At 70.7% G+C, this 21,323-nt stretch carries 10 protein-coding genes; 7 read left to right on the forward strand and 3 right to left on the reverse strand.

Going from position 1 to position 21,323, the window contains the following annotated elements; genetic code table 11:
- The first annotated feature begins 73 nt into the window (after positions 1-73).
- The 3 genes from OG844_RS20155 (at position 74) to OG844_RS20165 (ending at position 6,179) form a co-directional block, all read left to right on the forward strand.
- On the forward strand, positions 74-1,879 hold the full coding sequence (locus tag OG844_RS20155) for an ABC transporter ATP-binding protein (protein WP_406392032.1): 1,806 nt from the start codon (positions 74-76) through the stop codon (positions 1,877-1,879).
- Positions 1,876-3,762 (forward strand): ABC transporter ATP-binding protein, encoded by a 1,887-nt coding sequence (locus tag OG844_RS20160; RefSeq protein WP_406392034.1) that lies wholly within the window; start codon positions 1,876-1,878, stop codon positions 3,760-3,762. The genes OG844_RS20155 and OG844_RS20160 overlap by 4 nt, the downstream gene beginning before the upstream one ends.
- 383 nt (positions 3,763-4,145) lie before the next feature.
- The gene (locus tag OG844_RS20165) at positions 4,146-6,179 is read left to right on the forward strand and encodes a M4 family metallopeptidase (RefSeq protein ID WP_406392036.1); all 2,034 of its coding nucleotides are present in this window, start codon (positions 4,146-4,148) and stop codon (positions 6,177-6,179) included.
- 124 nt (positions 6,180-6,303) lie between these two features.
- Here OG844_RS20165 and OG844_RS20170 read toward each other — a convergent pair whose 3' ends face one another.
- The 3 genes from OG844_RS20170 to glgP all read right to left on the reverse strand — a co-directional run bounded on the left by OG844_RS20170 (position 6,304) and on the right by glgP (position 12,480).
- A complete protein-coding gene (locus OG844_RS20170; protein ID WP_406392038.1) occupies positions 6,304-7,533 on the reverse strand; it encodes an alginate lyase family protein in 1,230 nt (409 codons plus the stop codon).
- A 231-nt stretch (positions 7,534-7,764) separates the two neighbouring features.
- Entirely contained in the window at positions 7,765-9,555 is a 1,791-nt protein-coding gene (locus tag OG844_RS20175) for a SpoIIE family protein phosphatase (RefSeq protein WP_406392040.1), read from the reverse strand.
- Between the two features lie 249 nt (positions 9,556-9,804).
- Positions 9,805-12,480: an alpha-glucan family phosphorylase gene (glgP, locus tag OG844_RS20180; protein WP_406392042.1), complete on the reverse strand. Its 2,676-nt coding sequence runs from the start codon at positions 12,478-12,480 to the stop codon at positions 9,805-9,807.
- Positions 12,481-13,191: 711 nt separating this feature from the next.
- On the opposite strand from glgP, the gene OG844_RS20185 reads away from it, so the two are divergent.
- The 4 genes from OG844_RS20185 (at position 13,192) to glgB (ending at position 21,269) form a co-directional block, all read left to right on the forward strand.
- Entirely contained in the window at positions 13,192-15,321 is a 2,130-nt protein-coding gene (locus OG844_RS20185; protein WP_406392044.1) for an alpha-1,4-glucan--maltose-1-phosphate maltosyltransferase, read from the forward strand.
- The gene (gene treS / locus OG844_RS20190) at positions 15,318-17,024 is read left to right on the forward strand and encodes a maltose alpha-D-glucosyltransferase (RefSeq protein ID WP_406392046.1); all 1,707 of its coding nucleotides are present in this window, start codon (positions 15,318-15,320) and stop codon (positions 17,022-17,024) included. The genes OG844_RS20185 and treS overlap by 4 nt, the downstream gene beginning before the upstream one ends.
- A gap of 248 nt (positions 17,025-17,272) precedes the next feature.
- Positions 17,273-18,712 (forward strand): maltokinase N-terminal cap-like domain-containing protein, encoded by a 1,440-nt coding sequence (locus OG844_RS20195; RefSeq protein ID WP_406392047.1) that lies wholly within the window; start codon positions 17,273-17,275, stop codon positions 18,710-18,712.
- A 49-nt stretch (positions 18,713-18,761) separates the two neighbouring features.
- Positions 18,762-21,269 carry a 1,4-alpha-glucan branching enzyme gene (gene glgB / locus OG844_RS20200; protein ID WP_406392048.1) on the forward strand — a complete coding sequence of 836 codons (2,508 nt, stop codon included), beginning with the start codon at positions 18,762-18,764 and terminating at the stop codon, positions 21,267-21,269.
- Positions 21,270-21,323 lie beyond the last annotated feature (54 nt).

A 21,323-nucleotide genomic window follows, 5' to 3' on the forward strand; every position in this document is an offset into this window, starting at 1 on the left:
GACCTCCGACCGGTGCGGAGTGTCCGGAAAACCAGATGAGCGATGTCAGTGGTGAACCATAGGCTTGCTCCTGATGCCCGAAAAACCTGCAGAGCCCACGGACCGGTCCGCCGTGCGCTCCCTCATGCGTCTGTGGCCCTATGTCCGGCCGGTGCGGACGCGCTGGCTCAGTGCCGCTCTGGTGGCGGTCCTGGCGTCGTGTCTCGGCCTGGTGATCCCCCTCGTCCTGAAGTGGATGGTGGACGGTCCCGTCGCGGACCGGGACCCGGGCGGAGTATGGCTGGGCGCGCTCTATCTGCTGCTGCTGGGGATCGCCGAGGCGGGGCTGTTCGGGCTCCGGCGGTGGCTCGTGGCGCGGCCGCTCGCGGGGGTCGAGGCGTCGATGCGCGCCGATCTCTACCGGCATCTGCAACGGCTTCCGGTGGCCTTCCACGACCGCTGGCCCTCGGGGCAGCTGCTCTCGCGCGGGACCACGGATCTGATGCTGATGCGGATGTTCCTGGCTTTCCCGCTGACGTTCCTGCTGGTCAACACCACCACGATCCTGGTCGGTTTCGTCATCCTGTTCGCCCAGGACTGGTCGCTCGGGCTGGTGCTCCTGGCGCCCGCGCTGCCGCTGATGGTCCTGTGCTCGCTGTTCGAGACGAAGTACGCGCTGGTGGCGCGCTCCGCGCAGGACCAGGTCGGTGATCTGACGACGGTCGTCGAGGAGAGCGTGCTGGGCATCCGCATCGTGAAGGGTTTCGGCCGGAACCGCAGCCAGGCGCAGGCCTTCCGCGCGCTGGCGCAGCGGCTGCGCGGTACGGAGCTGGGCAAGGCCCGGCTGCTCGCGGGGATCTGGGCACTCATCACCGCCATCCCCGAGCTGGCGATCGGTGCCGCGCTGGTGCTCGGCACGATCCAGGTGGCGGACGGCGAGCTGTCGGCCGGGACGCTGGTCGCGTTCCTGTCGACGGCGCTCGCGCTGCGCTGGCCGGTCGAGTCGATCGGCTTCCTGCTGGCGATGAGCCAGGAGTCGGCGACGGCCGCCGACCGCTACTTCGAGGTCATGGACGTCGCCGAGGAGCTGGACGAGGACGCCCCGGACGCGGCGGCCGGGCGGGGCGGCGCGGGCCTCGTCTTCGACGGGGTCGAGTTCCGCTACCCGGACGCCGAGCCCGGTTCCGTACCCGTACTGGCCCGGATCGACCTGAGGGTCCGGCCCGGCGAGACGATGGCCCTGGTGGGGGCGACCGGGTCGGGGAAGACGACGCTCACGGCTCTCGTCCCGCGGCTGCACGAGGTCTCCGGCGGGCGGATCCTGCTGGACGGCGAGGACATCGCCACGATGGGACGGCCGAGGCTGCGCGAGCTCGTCTCGGTGGCGTTCGAGGAGCCGACGCTCTTCTCGGCGACCGTCGGGGAGAACGTCCTGATGGGCGCGGACGGTGCGGGTGAGAAGGAGCTGCGCCGGGCGCTCGCGGTGGCGCAGGCCGACTTCGTGTACGACCTGCCGCAGGGTGTCGACACCCAGGTGGGGGAGCAGGGGCTGAGTCTCTCCGGCGGCCAGCGCCAGCGCCTCGCGCTGGCCCGCGCGGTGGTCGGCGAGCCGCGGTTCCTGGTGCTCGACGACCCGCTCTCCGCCCTGGATGTGCACACGGAGGCGCTGGTGGAGGCGGCACTGCGGCGCGTGCTCGACGAGACGACGGCCGTGGTGGTCGCGCACCGGCCGTCCACGGTGATGCTGGCCGACCGGGTGGCTCTGCTGTCCGAGGGCCGGATCAGCGCCGTCGGGACCCATCAGGAACTTCTGCGCACCAGTGCCGAATACGCCTGGCTGATGTCCGGTGCCGAGGACGACGCCCGTGAGCTCACTGCCGAGGAGGGCAGCTCCCGATGACCAGTGCCACCACCGGCGGACCTGCCGCCACCGACGGACCCGTCCTCGCCGAGGAGGACCTTCCCCGGACGGAGCCGGACCGGCCGGGCCCCGGGGACGCCTTCGACCACGACGCCCTTCCCGCGCCGCCCGGTTCGACCTGGGCCCTGCTGACCTCGCTGCTCGGCCCCCTGCGGGCCCGGGTGGTCGTGGCGTCCCTCCTGCTCCTGGTCCAGCAGGTCGCCGTGCAGGCGGGGCCGCTGCTGGTCGCGTACGCCATCGACAGCGGCGTGCCCGCGTTCCGGGACCACGACTACGGGCCGCTGATCGCCGTGGGCGTGGGGTACGGCGTGTGCTCGGTCGGCGCGGGGGCGCTGCAGTACGCGTTCATCCGGGCCGCCGCGCGGATCAACCAGGACGTGCTGCTCGATCTGCGCGGCCGGATCTTCCGCCACGCGCAGGCGCTCAGCGTGGACTTCCACGAGCGCTACACCTCCGGCCGGCTGATCTCGCGCTCGACCACGGATGTGGAGTCCCTGCGCGAGCTGCTGAGCGAAGGGCTCCAGGAACTCATCGGTGTGGTCCTGTCGTTCGTGTCGATCTCACTGATGCTGCTGTGGCTGGATCTCGGCATCGGCGCGATCGCGGTGGCCTCCTTCGCGCCCCTGTACCTGCTGGTGCGGAGTTACCGGCGCCGGGCGGCCGAGGCCTATTCGGCGCGTTCCTCGGCCATCGCCGCGGTCATCGTGAAGTTCGCGGAGACGATGAACGGGATCCGCCCCGTGCAGGCCTTCCGCAGGGAGCGGGTCAACGACGCGGACTTCTCGGTGCTCAACCACCGCCACGAGCGGCGGAACGGGGACGCGCTGCTGGAGATGGCCCGCTATGTCGTCGGTTCCCGGCTGGTCGCCAACACGGCGGTGGCCGCGATGGTGCTGTGGGGTGCCTACCGGGTGGCGTCGGGGACCCTGGCACTCGGTGTGCTGGCCGCGGCGGTGCTGTACCTGCGGCGGCTGTACGACCCGATCGACCGGCTCGCGATGTTCCTCAACTCCTACCAGTCGGCGGCTGCCTCACTGGAGAAGATCGCCGGTCTGCTGGCGCAGACGCCCACCGTTCCCGAGCCGGCCTCGCCGAAGGAACTCCCCTCCCCCGCAGGTGAGCACCCGGGCCGCGAGGTGACGTTCGAAAGGGTGCGGTTCGCCTACCGGACGGGCGGCGAGGTCCTGCCCCGCTTCGGTCTGACGATTCCGGCGGGCCAGACCGTGGCCGTGGTCGGTTCGACGGGCGCGGGCAAGTCGACGCTCGCCAAGCTGCTGGCGCGCTTCTACGATCCGACCGAGGGCCGGGTCCTGCTGGACGGCACCGATCTGCGCGATCTGGCGACGCCGGAGCTGCGGCGGGGCGTGGTGATGGTGACCCAGGAGGCGTTCCTGTTCTCGGGGACGATCGCGGAGAACATCGCGATCGGCCGACCGGAGGCGACTCCCGAGGAGATCGAGCACGCGGCCAAGGCCATCGGCGCGCACGACTTCATCAGCGGCCTGCCCGACGGCTACGCCACGGACGTACGCAAGCGGGGCGGCCGGATCTCGGCCGGCCAGCGTCAGCTGGTGGCGTTCGCCCGCGCGTTGCTGGCGGACCCCGCCGTACTGATCCTCGACGAGGCGACGAGCTCGCTCGACATCCCCGGCGAGCGGGCGGTGCAGCGCGCCATGGACACCGTGCTGCACGGCCGTACTGCGGTGGTGATCGCCCACCGCCTGTCGACCGTGGAGATCGCGGACCGGGTGCTGGTGATGGAGCACGGCCGGATCGTGGAGGACGGCAGTCCGGCCGAACTCATCGGCTCCGACGGCAGGTTCGCCGGACTGCACCGCGCGTGGCGGGAGAGCCTGGCCTGACGGAGTACCGACGGGTAGGCGCGCGACCGCCGAGGGACGGCGCAGAACTGGCCACAGTTCCGCGCCGTCTCAGCACGTGGTCATCGTCCGTTTGCCGCTTCGCCGTTCGAACACCGTGAATTCGAACGAAATCTCAACTCACCCTGCGAATTCTGGCCCCGGGCGGTCCCGGCACCCGTTTTGCGGCACCCGGATGACACACGGCGAAACGTCCGCTTAACGAACATGACCATTCCGGCAACGGACGACTTCCGGCCAATGTGTTGACGCGGTCCTGACATACACCCCTTTCTGCTGGGACTCTTCCCCCGTTCTGCGCACCGCCTGCTCTGCCCGGCCGGCTCACCCAGCCGGCTGTCACCCCCCTCGCAGAAGGAGTCCGCGTGAGATCCAGATCCAGCCGTCGTGCCACCGCGACCGGCGCTCTGATAGCCGCAGCAGCCCTCCTCGCCGTCGGAGTCCAGACCGGCGCGGCCACCGCCGCTCCCGACGCCGCCGCCTCCTCGGCCGCCGCCGCCAAGGGCGCCGACCCGGGTTCGCTGCCCGCGAAGCTCTCCCCCGCCCAGCGTGCCGAACTCCTCCGCGAGGCCAACGCCACCAAGGCGGCCACCGCCAAGGAGCTCGGTCTCGGCGCCACGGAGAAGCTCGTCGTCCGCGATGTCGTCCAGGACGTCGACGGCACCACGCACACCCGCTACGAGCGCACCCTCGACGGCCTTCCCGTCCTCGGTGGCGACCTGGTCGTGGCCGAGACGAAGTCCGGGAGGACCGAGGGCGTCACGAAGGCGTCCAAGGCCACCGGTGCCCAGCTGAAGGCGGTCGGCACCACGGCGGACGTCGCTCCCGCCACCGCCGAGAAGCAGGCCCTGACCGCGGCGAAGGCCGAGGGCTCGAAGAAGGCCGAGGCCAGCAAGGCCCCGCGCAAGGTGGTCTGGTCGGCGAACGGCACTCCCCGGCTCGCGTACGAGACCGTCGTCGGCGGCCTCCAGCACGACGGCACCCCGAACGAGCTGCACGTCATCACCGACGCCTCCTCCGGCGCCAAGCTCTACGAGTGGCAGGCCATCGAGACGGGCACCGGCAACACCCAGTACAGCGGTCAGGTGACGCTCGGCACCTCGGGCTCGTACAACCTCACCGACACGACGCGCGGCAACCACAAGACGTACAACCTGAACCGCGGCACGTCGGGCACCGGGACGCTCTTCTCCGGCACCGACGACATCTGGGGCAACGGCAGCCCGTCGAACCTGGAGACCGCCGGGGCCGACGCCCACTACGGCGCGGCCGAGACGTGGGACTACTACAAGAACATCCACGGCCGCAGCGGCATCCGGGGTGACGGCGTCGGTGCGTACTCCCGCGTCCACTACGGCAACAACTACGTCAACGCCTTCTGGTCCGACAGCTGCTTCTGCATGACGTACGGGGACGGCAGCGGCAACGCCGCGCCCCTGACCTCGCTGGACGTGGCCGCCCACGAGATGACGCACGGCGTCACCTCCAACACCGCGGGCCTCAACTACAGCGGCGAGTCCGGCGGCCTCAACGAGGCGACCAGTGACATCTTCGCCGCCGCGGTCGAGTTCTACTCCAACACCGCGGAGGACCCCGGCGACTACTTCGTCGGCGAGAAGATCGACATCAACGGCGACGGCACCCCGCTGCGCTACATGGACAAGCCGAGCAAGGACGGCGCGTCCAAGGACGCGTGGTACTCGGGCATCGGCTCGGTCGACGTCCACTACTCCTCGGGCCCGGCGAACCACTGGTTCTACCTGCTCTCCGAGGGCAGCGGCGCCAAGACCGTCAACGGGGTCTCGTACAACTCCCCGACCTCCGACGGCCTTCCGGTGACGGGCATCGGCCGGGACAAGGCCGCGCAGATCTGGTTCAAGGCGCTCACCACCAAGTTCACGTCGACGACGAACTACGCGGCCGCCCGCACCGGCACCCTCGCCGTGGCCGGTGAGCTGTACGGCACGACCAGCACCGAGTACGCCGCGGTCGCCCATGCGTGGGCCGGCATCAACGTGGGAGCCCGCCCCGGCGGCGGCGACCCCGACCCGGGCGGCACGGTCTTCCAGAACACGACCGTCAAGGCACTCGCCGACCGGAGCACCACCAACATCCCCGTCGCCGTCACGGGCATCACGGGCAACGCGCCGAGCGACCTCCTGGTCGCCGTCAACATCACGCACACCTACCGCGGTGACCTCGTCCTCGACCTGGTCGCCCCGGACGGTACGGCCTACCGGCTGAAGAACTCCTCCTCGAGCGACTCCGCGGACAACGTGGTGGCGACCTACACGGTCAACGCCTCGTCCGAGGTGGCGAACGGCACGTGGAACCTGAAGATCCAGGACGCCTACTCGGGCGACACCGGGACCTTCAACAGCGTCAAGCTGACCTTCTGACCAGGTGAGCAGGCACCTGCTGCCGCAGAACAGCAGCGAGCGACTGAGCAACTGACGTACGCGGGACGGCCCGGGAGAGCATCGCTCCCCCGGGCCGTCGTGCGTGCCGGTCGTGCCCGCTGTCTCAGCCGGGGTTGCCTGCGTGGGTCAGGGTCTCCCAGGCCACGAACAGGTTGTTCGACGCGGCGGGCCGTTGCCGCTCGGTGAGTGTCTGGGTGTTCGACATCGCGTAACCCATGCGGTTGTGCAGGGCGTTGAACCCGACCTCCGTGACGGGGCCCAGGCTGTCCTTGAGCGAGCCGCCGCACAGCGAGGACGGAACCGCCGTGCCCAGCTGGTACTTGGCGTGCAGGCCGAGCGCGTGGCGCAGCCGGTCGGCGACCTCGGGATAGAGGTCCTGGCCCTGGATGCGGCTGGTCTCGGCGATGTGGGAGATGGCGGAGAGCCCGTAGCCGGTGTGGGTGAGGTCGCGGCAGGTCTCCTGGGAGAGGCCGTCCATGAAGGTCGACTGCCCCTGCCAGTACCTGATGATCTCGTCCCGCGTGTCGAGACCGCTGCCGGGCGCCGCCTTCGGCAGTGAACCGTCGGCGGTCACATAGATGTACGCGGGAACGCGCCCGCGGAATGTGGTCACGGCCTTGTCGTACGCGGCGCGGTCCTCGAGGAAGACCGCGATGCCGATGGCGGCCTCGGTCATGGACAGTTCCCAGTTGCCGTTGCTGTGCGAGCCGTTGGTCACCTCGGGCAGGTACACGGTGCGCAGCATCGTGCCGAAGCGGCCGGAGTTCGGCCAGCCGCTGTAGGTGTACTTGATGATCTCGGCGGCCCGCGGCCAGGAGGAGCCGGCCCAGCCGGTCTGCAGCGGTGCGTTGCTGTTGGTGTGGTCCGTGATCACGTTCGACCAGGCGTCCATGATCTGGATCGCCTTCTGGGCGTAGCGGCTGTCCCGGCTGATGTACCAGGCCAGCGAGAGGGTGTACGCGGCTATCGCGTCCTCACGCTCGTCGGTACAGCCGTAGTTGGGGGTGGAGTACGAGCCGCACTCCACGACCGCACGGGGTTCGGCGGTCCGGGTGAGCGAGGCGTACCTGCTGGCCAGCATCTGGTCGTACGCCCCCTTCCAGGGCTGGGCGCCCGCCTGGACCTTCGCCCGTACGAAGTCGAGCTGAGGGCGGCTGACCAGGACACCGGGGTGGGTGAAGGCGGCCGGCGCGGCCGCCTTCACGGCCCGGTCGGGGGCGGCCCCGGCCGGGGCGGGCCGGTCGGCCATGGCGGGGGCCGTGAAGGCCGTGGTGATCAGCGCGGCCAGGGCGGCGGCGGTGCCGATGACGCGAGCGATGGTGCCGGTACGCATGTGGGGGTGCCTTCCGGTGGGAGGTGTTCCACCAACTCGGTTCATGTAGGTGAACGATGAGCCGAGTTGTGAACCTGCGATGAGTGAGGAACGTAAAGCCATTGCATGGACACGTCAAGGCGTCGCGTTCAGGAAACGAACGGCGCGGGACGAGGCAGGACGGCACAGGACTGCACCGGCACAGGACTGCACAGGGCCCTGCAAGGGAGGAGCGCCGGGAGGCCGGACCGCCTAGCGGGGCAGGTTCTGCTCCGCCCAGACGACCTTGCCGGTCGCCGTGCGGCACGAACCCCACCTGCGGCACAGCAGGTTGATGAGCTGCAGCCCGCGGCCGCCCTCGTCGCTCACATCGGCGTGCTGGATCTGCGGCAGGTCCGGACCCGTGTCCGCGACCTCCACCCGGAGCCGGTCGTCGCACAGCAGCCGCAGCTTGCCGGGGCCGCCGCCGTACCGCAGGGCGTTGCCGACCAGCTCGCTGACGACCAGTTCGGTGACGTCCGCGAGCTCGGTCAGGCTCCACTGCGCAAGCTGCTCGGTGACGAGCTTCCGGGCGGTGGAGGCCGGGTTGCCCTCGGTGGGGAGGTCCCACACCTGCAGCCTGACGTCGTCGGACAGCTCATGCCCCCCGGCGACCAGCAGCACCGCCTCGTCGAAGCGGCCTTCGGCCGCCCGCAGCGAGGTGAGCAGGCTGCCGTCGTCGAGCTGCTCGGACGCCATCGCGGCGACCGTGGCGCGCAACCCCTCCAGCTGGGCGTCCACGTCATCCACGCGCGTCTTGATCAAGCCGTCGGTGTAGAGCACCAGCCGGCCGCCCGCCGGCCCCCGCAGCCGCAGCGGGTCGTACGGGATGACCCCGGCGCCCAGCGGTGCGCCGACCGGCACGTCGAGGAAGCGGGGCACACCGTCCGGGCCGACCAGCAGCGGCGGCGGATGGCCCGCGCTCGCGATGGTGTAGGTGGAGTCCGCGGGGTCGTAGACCGCGCACAGACAGGTGGCGACCTGGTCGTCCTCGAGGTCGCGGGTGGCCAGATCCAGCCGGGCGAGCACCCGGTCGGGCTCGATGTCCAGCGTCATGAGCGTACGGGCGACGGTGCGCAGCCGCCCCATCGTGACCGCCGCGGGCAGACCGTGCCCGGTCACGTCGCCGACGACCAGCGCGGTACGCCCGCTGGGCAGCGCCACCACGTCGTACCAGTCGCCGCCCACACCGTGCGCGTCGAAGGCGGGCGCGTACTGCGCGTGGACCTTCAGCCCGGGGGTGTGCGGAGTGGCGCGCGGGAGCAGGCTGCGCTGGAGCGAGACGACGTGCTCGCGCTCGCGTCCGTAGAGCCGGGCGTTGTCCATGAAGACCGCGGCCATGGCGGCGAGCTGTCCCGCCAGTTCCACGTCGGCCCGGTTGAAGGGCGGACTGTCACCGGCACGTACGAAGTCTGCGGATCCGAGCAGTACACCGCGGGCGATCAGCGGTACCGCCATGTAGCTGTGGACGCCCTGGCGCCGCATCGCCACCGCGGCACTGGCCGTCGGCGCGACGCGCTGGTAGTCCTCGTCGGTCATCCGGCTGACCAGAACCGACTGGCGGTTGCGCAGGCAGTGGAGGGTCAGCAGCGTCTCGCGGTACTGCCGGCGGTCGACCACCTTGCCGACCGGGGCGGGTTCAAGACCTGACAGCGACTCGACGGCCCTGACCGCCATGGCCCGCGTCACCGGCACCCCGGCGCCGGTGACGCGTTCGCCCTCCTCGCCCAGGAGCACGGACTCCAGGAGGTCGACGGCCGCCCCGTCGGCCAGCCGGGGGACGCTGAACCCGGCCAGCTCCTGCGCCGTCCGTTCCAGGTCGAGGGAGGTGCCGATCCGGGTGCTTGCCGCGTGGAGCCAGCGCAGCCGGGCAGCTGTGGTGAAACGGTCGCCCTGCAGTGCGCCCACGGTGCTCGCGGGCCGGACGTGCAGCCTCCGGGAGGCGATGCCCTGCGCGGCAAGTCGACGGCTCAGGCGTCTCGCTCGGCTCTCGCCGCCGTTCACCGTGCTGACCTCCAGTCGCGTCCGCGGACGCCTTGATGTCTCGACGGTTACTCCGGAGCCACTCCAGCATCTGCCGACGCTGTCATGTTAGCCAGATCACGGTGATTGCACCCCTGCCGGTGCCACGGCCATCTACCGGCGGGCCGGGGGCCCGCGACCCGCCGGAGCCGGACGGAGTGCGCGTTGCCCCCGGACCGCGGGAACGGAAGGGCCCGGCACGGGTGCCGGACCACCGGACGTGACATGCCGTCAGCGAAGCAGGACGCCGCCCCCGTCCTCGCTCGTCGCCGCGTTCGGCACCGCGACCAGTCCGAGCTCCGCATTCGAGGCGAGCAGGGGGTGCGAGGGCAGTACGCGCACGGTGTAGCCGTACGGTCCCGTACGGTCGAGCGCGAGGGGGCCCTCGTACAGCCAGCGGTCCTCCAGATCATGACCGCCCGCAGGCTTCAGCGGGAACGTCTGGGCCTCCGCGATCGCGTCGCCGGAGTCGACCCGCCCTGCGACCACCTGCACCTCCACGTCCTCCGGCTCGAGGCCGCCCAGCGCGATCCGCACCCGGAGCGCCAGGGTCGACCCCAGCTCCGCGGAGCCTCCGACGACGGTGTCGGCCGAGGCCTCCACATGGTCGACGGCCACCTGCGGCCAGGCGGCGTGGATCCTGGACTTCCAGTCGGCGAGCCGGCGGGCCGCCGCGGGATCCAGTGCCTTGCGTGCCTGGGCGGCCGGGGCGTACAGCCGCTCCACGTACTCACGCACCATGCGTCCCGCGAGAACCTTGGGCCCCAGGGTGACCAGGGTGCGCCGGACCATCTCGATCCACCGCTCGGGCAGGTCCTCGTCGTTGCGGTCGTAGAAGCGCGGGGCGACCCGCTCCTCGATCAGCGAGTAGAGGGCGTTGGCCTCCAGCTCGTCGCGCCGCTCCTCGTTCGTGGCGGAGCCGTCGGCGGTGGGGATCGCCCACCCGAAGTCCGGCTCGAACCACTCGTCCCACCAGCCGTCGCGTACGGAGAGGTTGAGGCAGCCGTTGAGCGCCGCCTTCATCCCGCTGGTGCCGCACGCCTCCAGCGGGCGAAGCGGGTTGTTGAGCCAGACGTCGCAGCCCGGGTACAGCTTCTGCGCCATGCCCATGCCGTAGTCCGGCAGGAAGACGATGCGATGGCGCACCCGCGGGTCGTCCGAGAACCGCACCAGCTCCTGGACCAGCCGCTTCCCGCCGTCGTCCGCGGGGTGCGCCTTGCCCGCGACGACGATCTGGATCGGGTGCGTCGGGTGGAGCAGCAGCTCCCGCAGCCGGTCGCGGTCGTGCAGCATGAGCGTGAGGCGCTTGTACGACGGCACCCGGCGGGCGAAGCCGATGGTCAGGACGTCCGGATCGAGCACGTCGTCGATCCAGCCCAGCTCGGCCGTGCCCGCGCCGCGCCTGCGCCAGGAGGCGTAGAGGCGTTTGCGCACCTCGGTCACGAGCTGCTCGCGCAGCCCGCGGCGCAGGTCCCAGATCTCGCGGTCCGGGACGTTGGTCACGGCGTCCCAGCGTCTGGGGGTGCCGGCCCGGCCGACGTCGGCAGTCTCGCCGACCTCGGCTCCCGCCAGTGCGTTCTCCGCGCGTTCGGTGCCGAATTTCCTGGCGCCGAGCCGGAGAACCTCGGGCGCGACCCACGTCGGCGCATGAACCCCGTTGGTCACCGAGGTGATCGGCACCTCGGTGGGGTCGAATCCCGGCCAGAGCCCGGAGAACATCTCCCGGCTGACGGCCCCGTGCAGGGTGGAGACGCCGTTGGCCCGCTGGGCGAGCCGCAGCCCCATCACCGCCATGTTGAACAGACCCGGCTCGCCGCCGGTGTAGGACTCCATGCCGAGCCGGAGAATCCGGTCCACGCCGACGCCCGGCAGTTCACCGTCGTCACCGAAGTGCCGGGCGACCAGCTGGCGTTCGAATCGGTCTATCCCGGCGGGCACCGGGGTGTGCGTGGTGAAGACCGTGCCGGCCCGCACCACTTCCAGGGCGGGGTCGAAGTCGAGGCCCGTCTCGGAGAGCTCACGGATCCGCTCGAGGCCGAGGAATCCGGCGTGCCCCTCGTTGGTGTGGAACACCTCGGGGGCGGCGTGCCCGGTCAGCCGGCAGTAGGTCCGCACGGCGCGCACCCCGCCGATGCCGAGCAGCATCTCCTGGAGGAGGCGGTGGTCGCTGCCGCCGCCGTACAGCCGGTCGGTGACATCGCGCTCGCCCGGCGCGTTCTCCTCCACGTCGGAGTCGAGCAGCAGCAGGGGGACGCGGCCGACCTGGGCCTGCCAGATCGAGGCGTACAGGGAGCGTCCGCCGGGAAGGGCGAGCACCACCCGGCTGGGGGTGCCGTCCGCCTCCCGTACGAGAGTGAGCGGCAGTTCGTTGGGGTCGAGGACGGGATAGTGCTCCTGTTGCCAGCCGTCCCGGGACAGGCTCTGGCGGAAGTAGCCGTGCCGGTAGAGCAGCCCGACTCCGATGAGTGGGACGCCCAGGTCGCTGGCGGCCTTGAGATGGTCCCCGGCCAGGATGCCGAGGCCGCCCGAGTACTGGGGCAGAGCCGCGGTGACCCCGAACTCGGGTGAGAAGTAGGCGACGGCTGCGGGGAGCTCCGCGCCCTGGGAGAGCTGGTTCTGATACCACCTCGGGCCGCCCAGGTACTCCCGGAGGTCCTCGGACACCTCGGTGAGCCGCCGCAGGAACTGCTGGTCCCCGGCCAGCTCGGCGAGGCGTCCGGCGGACACGGCGCCCAGCAGGCGCACGGGGTCGGCGTCCGCGGGCCGCCAGCCCTCCGGGTCGGCGGCCTGGAAGAGGTTCTGGGTCTCGGTGTGCCAGGACCAGCGCAGGTTGCGGGCGAGGTCGCTGAGCGGTTGCAGGGGTTCGGGGAGGACGGGACGCACGGTGAATCGACGAATGGCCTTCACGTATCCCACCTTTACAGGGGACGTACGGATCCGAGGGGACGCACCACGGTGTGCGTCCTCTCCGTCACCCTCGACGGTAGCGGCGCGGCACGGTACGCAACCACGGCGCGCGACCGGCTCAGTGGGTCCGGCGCCGATCGGCACGCCCGCCCCGGGCCCGGCTGTTGCACCGTGTGCGCCCTCCCCGAGCCCCCGGGAGCCACGTCCGTCCCGCGGGCCCCGGGCACCTCATCGACCCCGGTGGCCGCATGGGCCAGATGCGCACACATCCGTCACGGGCGATATGGCTGATTTCCCCTCGTCGCGCGACCTTGTGGCGCTTCGCACCACAAGGAAGGCTGCGGTGGTGCGTCCACGCGACGGCCGGGGACCGGCGCGCGGCGCACAGCGCGTGCACCGAGTGCACCCAGGAGTTAACACACCGTCGGGTTGGCCGCCCGAAAACGGTGGGAAGGCTTCCCCGGTACTCAGCCCGAACACGGCTCGCGCAGCACATCCCAGGTGCCCCCGATCCGAGCACGAATCCCCCGCGCACCTGCCATTCGAGTGCCATTCGAGTGAACGCGGACAGGAGCGGCCATGCACACAGCCCGCCAGCCGACAACTGAGCAGCTACAAAGGACGCAACCCCACCATCGCGGCGCGCGCGGTCAGCCCTTCACGCCCACGCCGCGGTCCGCGCATGCCGAGCTCCAGCCCCCAGGTGATTCCATGATCGGTCGCATTCCCGTCCTGGACGTCCGTCCTCTCGTCGACTGCGGCAGACGGCCGGCCAAAGCCGTCGCAGGTGAGACCTTCCAGGTCAGCGCCACCGTCTTCCGTGAAGGCCATGACGCGGTGGCAGCCAACGTCGTCCTCGCCGATCCGAGCGGACGGCCCGGTCCCTGGACGCCGATGCGCGAGCTCGCGCCGGGCACGGACCGATGGGGTGCCGATGTCACCCCGTCCGCCGAGGGCCACTGGACCTACACCGTCGAGGCGTGGAGCGATCCGGTCACCACCTGGCGTGGGAACGCACAGATCAAGATTCCCGCCGGCATCGACACCGAACTGGTCCTCGCGGAGGGGGCCGAGCTGTACGAGCGGGCCGCCACGGGCGTACCGAAGCGGGACGGGCGCGAGGCGGTTCTGGCCGCAGTCGACGCCCTGCGCGACACGAAGCGGCCGTCGGCGTCCCGGCTCGCCGCCGCGCTCACCCCCGAGGTGAACGAGGCGCTCGGCCGTCATCCACTGCGCGAGCTGGTCACCGCCTCCCGTCCGATGCCCCTGACCGTGGAGCGCAGGCGCGCCCTGTACGGCTCCTGGTACGAGATGTTCCCGCGGTCCGAGGGCGCGGGGCCGGAGCCGGCCACCCCCGTGAAGCCCGCGCGCAAGCCACGCGTCACGAAGGCCTCGAAGGCCTCCAAGGCCGCCGCGGGCTCTCCGGCTTCCGCGACCTCTGCGGCCGCGAAGAAGCGCGCGGCCGTGAAGGCGGAACTGCCCCCGCAGCCTCCGCGGATCATCAGCGGCACCTTCCGCACCGCCGCGGACCGGCTTCCGGCCGTCGCCGCCATGGGGTTCGACGTCGTCTACCTCCCCCCGATCCACCCCATCGGCACCTCTCACCGCAAGGGCCCCAACAACAGCCTCTCCCCCGGAGCCGACGACCCGGGAGTGCCCTGGGCCATCGGTTCGGCCGACGGCGGTCACGACGCCGTGCACCCGGAACTCGGCACGCTCGAGGACTTCGACCACTTCGTCGAGACGGCCCGCACCCTGCGGATGGAGATCGCGCTGGACTTCGCGCTCCAGTGCTCCCCGGACCACCCCTGGGTGAGGGAACACCCCGAGTGGTTCCACCACCGGCCCGACGGGTCCATCGCCTACGCCGAGAACCCGCCGAAGAAGTACCAGGACATCTACCCGATCGCGTTCGACAAGGACCTGGGCGGCATCGTCGCGGAGACCGTTCGCATTCTGCGCTTCTGGATGGACCACGGCGTGCGGATCTTCCGCGTGGACAATCCGCACACCAAACCGGTCGTCTTCTGGGAGAAGGTGATCGCCGACATCAACCGCACCGACCCGGACGTGATCTTCCTTGCCGAGGCCTTCACCCGCCCCGCGATGATGCGCACGCTGGCCGCGGTGGGCTTCCAGCAGTCGTACACGTACTTCACCTGGCGTAACAGCAAGCAGGAACTCACCGAGTACGTCCAGGAGCTTTCGGGCGAGAGTTCCTCGTACATGCGGCCCAACTTCTTCGTGAACACCCCCGACATTCTTCCCGGTTACCTCCAGGACGGCGGCCGTCCGGCCTTCGAGGCGAGGGCCGTGCTCGCCGCCACGCTGTCCCCCTCCTGGGGCGTGTACGCGGGCTTCGAGCTGTGCGAGAACACCCCGGTGCATCCCGGGAGCGAGGAGTACCAGGACTCGGAGAAGTACCAACTCAAGGTCAGGGACTGGGAGTCGGCGGAACGTGAGGGCCGCTCGCTGGCACCCCTGATCACGACCCTCAACCGGATCCGGCGTCGCCACCCGGCGCTCCAGCAACTGCGCGACGTGCACTTCCACTCCGTCGACAACGAGGCGCTGATCGCTTACAGCAAGCGCTGCGGTTCGAACATCGTTCTCGTGGTCGTCAACCTCGACCCTCACCACACCCAGGAGGCCACGGTCTCGTTGGACATGCCGCATCTCGGCCTCGACCGGCACGAGAGCGTGCCGGTGCGCGACGAGCTCACCGGCGCCACCTATCACTGGGGCAGGACTTTCTATGTGCGTCTGGAGCCGGGTGTGACACCCGCGCACGTCGTCGTTCTGCGACCGTCCCCGCCGACCGGAGGGTCACCCACGCCATGATCGTCAATGAGCCCGTCCACGACCTGTTCGAGGACACTCCCGCCAAGGACCGCGATCCCGACTGGTTCAAGCGCGCCGTCTTCTACGAGGTACTCGTCCGGTCCTTCCAGGACTCCAACGGCGACGGCGTCGGCGACCTGAAGGGTCTCACCGCCAAGCTGGACTATCTGCAGTGGCTCGGTGTCGACTGCCTCTGGCTGCCGCCGTTCTTCAAGTCCCCGCTGCGCGACGGTGGTTACGACGTCTCCGACTACACCGCCGTGCTGCCGGAGTTCGGTGACCTCGCCGACTTCGTGGAGTTCGTCGACGCCTCGCACCAGCGCGGCATGCGCGTGATCATCGACTTCGTCATGAACCACACGAGCGACCAGCACGACTGGTTCCAGCAGTCCCGCACGGACCCGGACGGGCCGTACGGCGACTACTACGTCTGGGCCGACGACGACAAGCAGTTCCCGGACGCCCGGATCATCTTCGTCGACACCGAGACGTCCAACTGGACCTTCGACCCGGTGCGCAAGCAGTACTACTGGCACCGGTTCTTCTCGCACCAGCCCGATCTCAACTACGAGAACCCGGCCGTGCAGGAAGAGATCATCTCGGCTCTCCGCTTCTGGCTGGACCTCGGCATCGACGGCTTCCGCGTCGACGCGGTGCCGTACCTCTACCAACGCGAGGGCACCAACTGCGAGAACCTCCCCGAGACCCACGACTTCCTCAAGCGGGTCCGCAAGGAGATCGACGCCAACTACCCGGACACGGTGCTGCTGGCCGAGGCCAACCAGTGGCCCGAGGACGTGGTCGACTACTTCGGCGACTTCCCGGCCGGCGGCGACGAGTGCCACATGGCGTTCCACTTCCCGGTCATGCCGCGGATCTTCATGGCCGTACGGCGCGAGAGCCGCTACCCGGTCTCGGAAATCCTGGCGAAGACCCCGGCGATCCCGTCCGGCTGCCAGTGGGGCATCTTCCTGCGCAACCACGACGAGCTCACGCTCGAGATGGTCACGGACGAAGAGCGCGACTACATGTACGCGGAGTACGCCAAGGATCCGCGGATGCGGGCCAACATCGGCATCCGCCGCCGCCTCGCGCCCCTCCTGGACAACGACCGCAACCAGATCGAGCTGTTCACGGCGCTGCTCCTGTCCCTGCCCGGCTCCCCGATCCTCTACTACGGGGACGAGATCGGGATGGGCGACAACATCTGGCTGGGCGACCGCGACGCCGTACGCACCCCGATGCAGTGGACGCCCGACCGCAACGCCGGCTTCTCCTCGAGCGACCCGGGACGGCTCTACCTCCCCACGATCATGGACCCGGTCTACGGCTACCAGGTCACCAACGTCGAGGCGGCGATGGCCTCGCCCTCGTCGCTGCTGCACTGGACGCGGCGGATGATCGAGATCCGCAAGCAGAATCCGGCCTTCGGTCTCGGCTCGTACAGCGAACTGCCGTCGTCGAACCCCGCCGTGCTCGCGTTCACCCGCGAGTACAAGGACGATCTCGTGCTGTGCGTCCACAACTTCTCGCGGTTCGCGCAGCCCACGGAGCTCGATCTGCGGGCGTTCAACGGGCGTCATCCGGTGGAGCTGATCGGCGGGGTGCGCTTCCCGGCCGTCGGTCAGTGGCCCTACCTGCTGACTCTCGCGGGGCACGGTTTCTACTGGTTCCGGTTGCGGAAGGAAGCTCCGGTCGGCTGACCCGAGCTGACGGACAGTTGACGGCGTCTCACTTTCCGGCGCCACCCGCGGGGCGGTTTCCGCCGCCCCGCACGGGGCACTCTCCCCACATATCGAGCTCTTCCGGGCTCCTGGAGCCCTTCGGGCCCATATGTCGAGTCCGTACGGACTTTCCTCACCCGACACGTCCCGCACAGCCGGACAGCCATTGCCGCAATCCGGGACACTCTTCGCATCCTGTGGTGTGCCCGGGGAAAGGACGCGATGCCATGTCGGAGGCTGCATCCACTCGAGTCGCCCTGGCCAAGAGCACAGCGAGAGTCGCAAAGAGAAGAACGAACACGCGGACGACGGCGCTTCTCCCGTCGCTCACCCCCCTGCTCCACGAATGGCTCCCCCGGCAGCGGTGGTTCGCGGGCAAGGGACGGCCGGTCACCGGCTTCTCCCTCGTGGCGGCGACCGAGATACTGCCTCTGGACACCGCCGGTGCGGGCCCCGGACTGCTGCATCTGCTCGTCCGGGCCCACCAGCCGGACACGGCCGCCCAGGCGCACGGCGACTGCTACCAACTCCTGCTCGGCGTACGCACCGCCCTGCCCACGCGGCTGGCCGCGGCCCGGATCGGCCAGGTCACGGACGGCCCGCTGGCGGGCCGCACCCTGTACGAGGGGCTGCACGACCCGCGCGTCGCCGATCTCCTGCTGGAACGGCTCCGTCGCCCCGGGACCCTCGGACCGCTCCGCTTCGACCGGGCGGCGCCGATCCCCTCGGGGCTCGCCCCTCGCTTCCTGGACACCGAGCAGTCCAACTCCTCGCTCGTCTACGGTGACGCCTACATCCTGAAGATCTTCCGCCGGGTCTTCCCCGGTGCGAACCCCGATCTGGAGCTGCCGCTCGCGCTCAGCCGTGAGGGCTGCGGGCGGGTGCCGGCGCCGGTCGCCTGGTTCGAGGCGTCGACGCCCGACACGGCCACCGGGGAGCCGCTGACACTCGGGGTGCTGCAGCCGTTCCTGCGCGGTGCGCAGGACGGCTGGCAGCTCGCCCTCGCGTCGCTCGGCGCGGGGTGCGACTTCGTGCCCGAGGCGCATGCGCTCGGCCGGGCCACGGCGGAGGTGCACACGGCGCTCGCCGCCGCTCTGCCGACGCCCGCTCTCGCCCACGCGCAGACCAGGCACCTGGTGGCGGGGATGGTCGAGCGGCTGGAGGCCGCCGCGCAGGCGGTCCCGGCACTCGTCCCCTACGTACCGGGTCTGCGTACCGCCTTCGACGCCCTCACCGCGCTGGGGCACACGGGCCGCAGCTGGGCCGCGCAGCGGGTCCACGGTGATCTGCATCTGGGCCAGACGCTGCGCGGACCCGACGGTTTCTGGTCACTGATCGACTTCGAGGGCGAGCCGGCCAAGCCACTGCCGGAGCGCCGCAACCCTCAGCTCCCGGTGCGCGATGTCGCGGGGATGCTCCGCTCCTTCGACTACGCGGCACGCTCGCACCGCCCGTGGAATCCGGAGTGGGCGGCCCGCTGCCGCGCCGCGTACTGCGAGGGCTACGCACGGGGCGCGGGAACCGATCCGCGCAGCGAGCCGGAGCTGCTGCGCGCCCATGAGACCGACAAGGCGGTGTACGAGGTGCTGTACGAGGCCCGGCACCGCCCCGACTGGCTGCCGGTCCCGATGGCCGCCATCCAGCGCCTGGCCACGACGACCGCGTGAGCCCGGCACCCGCATCCCTCTCCTCCTCACCTCCTAGGAGGCAGTCCCTGTGACCGCCCGCAAGCCGTCCCGCAAGTCGTCCGAGCCCATCGAGGTCCCGGCCGCTCCCCAGCCGGTCACCACCGAGATCACCGCCCCTCAGCCGGTCACGGCCGCCATCGAGGCCCCGTCCACCGCGACCACCGAGCCCGCCTCCGCGGCCGCCTCCGACCCTGCGGCCCCCGCGTCCCCGGCAGGCCGCGCCAAGCGGTCCCGGGCCAAGCAGTCGGCGTCCGCCGCCAAGGCGCCGAAGGCACCGAAGGCACCCAAGACGCCCAAGGCCGACGCCGCCACCGCCGCCGCCGCCCCACCCCGCCCCCGGCGCGGCGGCGGCAGCAAGGGCGCCCTTCCGGCGACGGCCCTGGACGACAGGGACCGGGCCCGGCTGCTCGCCGGTGAGCACCACGCCCCGCACGATCTGCTCGGCGCGCACCTGACCCGCAGCGGGGTTGTGGTCCGTGCGCTGCGTCCGTTCGCACGCTCCGTGTCCGTCCTGGCGCAGGGCCTGCGGGCGGAACTGCAGAGTGACGGCGACGGCTTCTTCTCGGGCGTGCTGCCGACGCCGGCCGTCCCGGAATACCGGCTGCTGGTCGCGTACGAGGACAACGAGATCGAGATGGAGGACCCGTACCGTTTCCTGCCGTCGCTCGGCGAGCTCGATTTGCATCTGATCGGCGAGGGCCGTCACGAGGAGCTGTGGCGGGCGCTGGGTTCGCAGCCGATGGAGCACCAGGGCGTCGCGGGCACGCGCTTCACCGTCTGGGCGCCGAACGCGCGCGGGGTCCGCGTCACGGGTGACTTCAACTTCTGGGACGGCACCGGCTTCCCGATGCGTTCGCTGGGCTCGACCGGCGTATGGGAGCTGTTCGTCCCGGCGGTCGGCGAGGGCGCCCTGTACAAGTTCGACATCTGCCGCCCGGACGGTTCGCACACCCAGCGCTCCGACCCGATGGCCCGCTACGCGGAGGTACCGCCGGCGAACGCCTCCGTGGTCACCGCCTCGCACCACGAGTGGCAGGACAGCGACTGGATGGCGCACCGCGGCGACCGCCCGGTGCACGAGGCCCCGTTCTCCGTCTACGAGGTCCATCTGCCGTCCTGGCGGCCCGGCCTGAACTACCGTCAGCTCGCGACCCAGCTGCCCGCGTACGTGAAGGACCTCGGCTTCACGCACGTCGAGCTGATGCCGGTCTCGGAGCACCCCTTCGGCGGCTCCTGGGGCTACCAGGTCACCGGTTTCTACGCGCCGACGTCCCGGCTGGGCACTCCGGACGACTTCCGCTTCCTTGTCGACGCGCTGCACGCGGCGGGCATCGGCGTCCTCATGGACTGGGTGCCGGCGCACTTCCCCCGCGACGACTGGGCGCTCGCGGAGTTCGACGGCCGCCCGCTGTACGAGCACTCCGACCCGAACCGGGCGGCGCACCCGGACTGGGGCACGCTGGAGTTCGACTACGGCCGCAAGGAGGTCCGCAACTTCCTGGTCGCCAACGCCACGTACTGGTGCGAGGAGTTCCACATCGACGGCCTGCGGGTCGACGCCGTCGCCTCCATGCTGTACCTCGACTACTCCCGCGAGGACGGCCAGTGGTCGCCGAACGAGCACGGGGGCCGGGAGAACCTGGATGCGGTCGCCTTCCTCAAGGAGATGAACGCGACGGTCTACCGGCGCAACCCCGGTGTCGTCACGATGGCGGAGGAGTCCACGGCCTGGGACGGCGTCACCCGCGCCACGGAGCACGGCGGCCTGGGTTTCGGCCTCAAGTGGAACATGGGCTGGATGCACGACTCCCTCGTGTACATGTCCAAGGAGCCCATCCACCGCAAGTACCACCACAACGAGATGACCTTCTCGATGGTGTACGCGTACAGCGAGAACTACGTGCTTCCGATCTCGCACGACGAGGTGGTGCACGGCAAGCAGGCCCTGGTCAGCAAGATGCCCGGCGACTGGTGGCAGCGGCGCGCCAACCACCGCGCCTACCTCGGCTTCATGTGGGCCCATCCCGGCAAGCAGCTCCTCTTCATGGGACAGGAGTTCGCGCAGGGCGCGGAGTGGTCCGAGGGTCACGGCCCGGACTGGTGGCTGCTCGACGAGACGTACGAGGCCTCCGGCGATCACCGCGGCGTACGCACCCTGGTCACGGACCTCAACGCGGTGTACGGGGCGCTGCCTGCGCTGTGGCAGCGTGACACGGACCCGGAGGGCTTCTCCTGGATCGACGGCGGCGCGGCGGAGGACAACGCGTTCGCGTTCCTGCGCTACGACGCGGACGGCTCGCCGCTGCTCGCGGTCTCGCACTTCTCCCCGGTGGTGCGGCACGACTACCGGCTGGGCGTACCGGGAGGCCCGGAGGCCTGGGTGGAGATCCTGAACACGGACGCGGCCCGGTACGGCGGCAGCGACGTCCGTAACGAGGACCCGCTGAAGCCGGAGGACGTGCCGGCCCACGGCAGGGAGACGAGCGTGACGCTGACGCTGCCGCCGCTGGCGACGGTGTGGTTCCGGCCGGCCTGACAGCCCGGAAACAGGTCGGGGACGGGGCCCCGCGGCACAGCCGCACGGACCCCG

This window comes from Streptomyces sp. NBC_00887 (genome assembly GCF_045207585.1).

Coding starts and splice junctions, on each gene's coding strand:
- OG844_RS20155 (WP_406392032.1), top strand. CDS start 74: ATGCCCGAAAAACCTGCAGAGCCCACGGACCGGTCCGCCGTGCGCTCC.
- OG844_RS20160 (WP_406392034.1), top strand. CDS start 1,876: ATGACCAGTGCCACCACCGGCGGACCTGCCGCCACCGACGGACCCGTC.
- OG844_RS20170 (WP_406392038.1), bottom strand. CDS start 7,533: ATGCGTACCGGCACCATCGCTCGCGTCATCGGCACCGCCGCCGCCCTG.
- OG844_RS20185 (WP_406392044.1), top strand. CDS start 13,192: ATGATCGGTCGCATTCCCGTCCTGGACGTCCGTCCTCTCGTCGACTGC.
- treS (WP_406392046.1), top strand. CDS start 15,318: ATGATCGTCAATGAGCCCGTCCACGACCTGTTCGAGGACACTCCCGCC.
- OG844_RS20195 (WP_406392047.1), top strand. CDS start 17,273: ATGTCGGAGGCTGCATCCACTCGAGTCGCCCTGGCCAAGAGCACAGCG.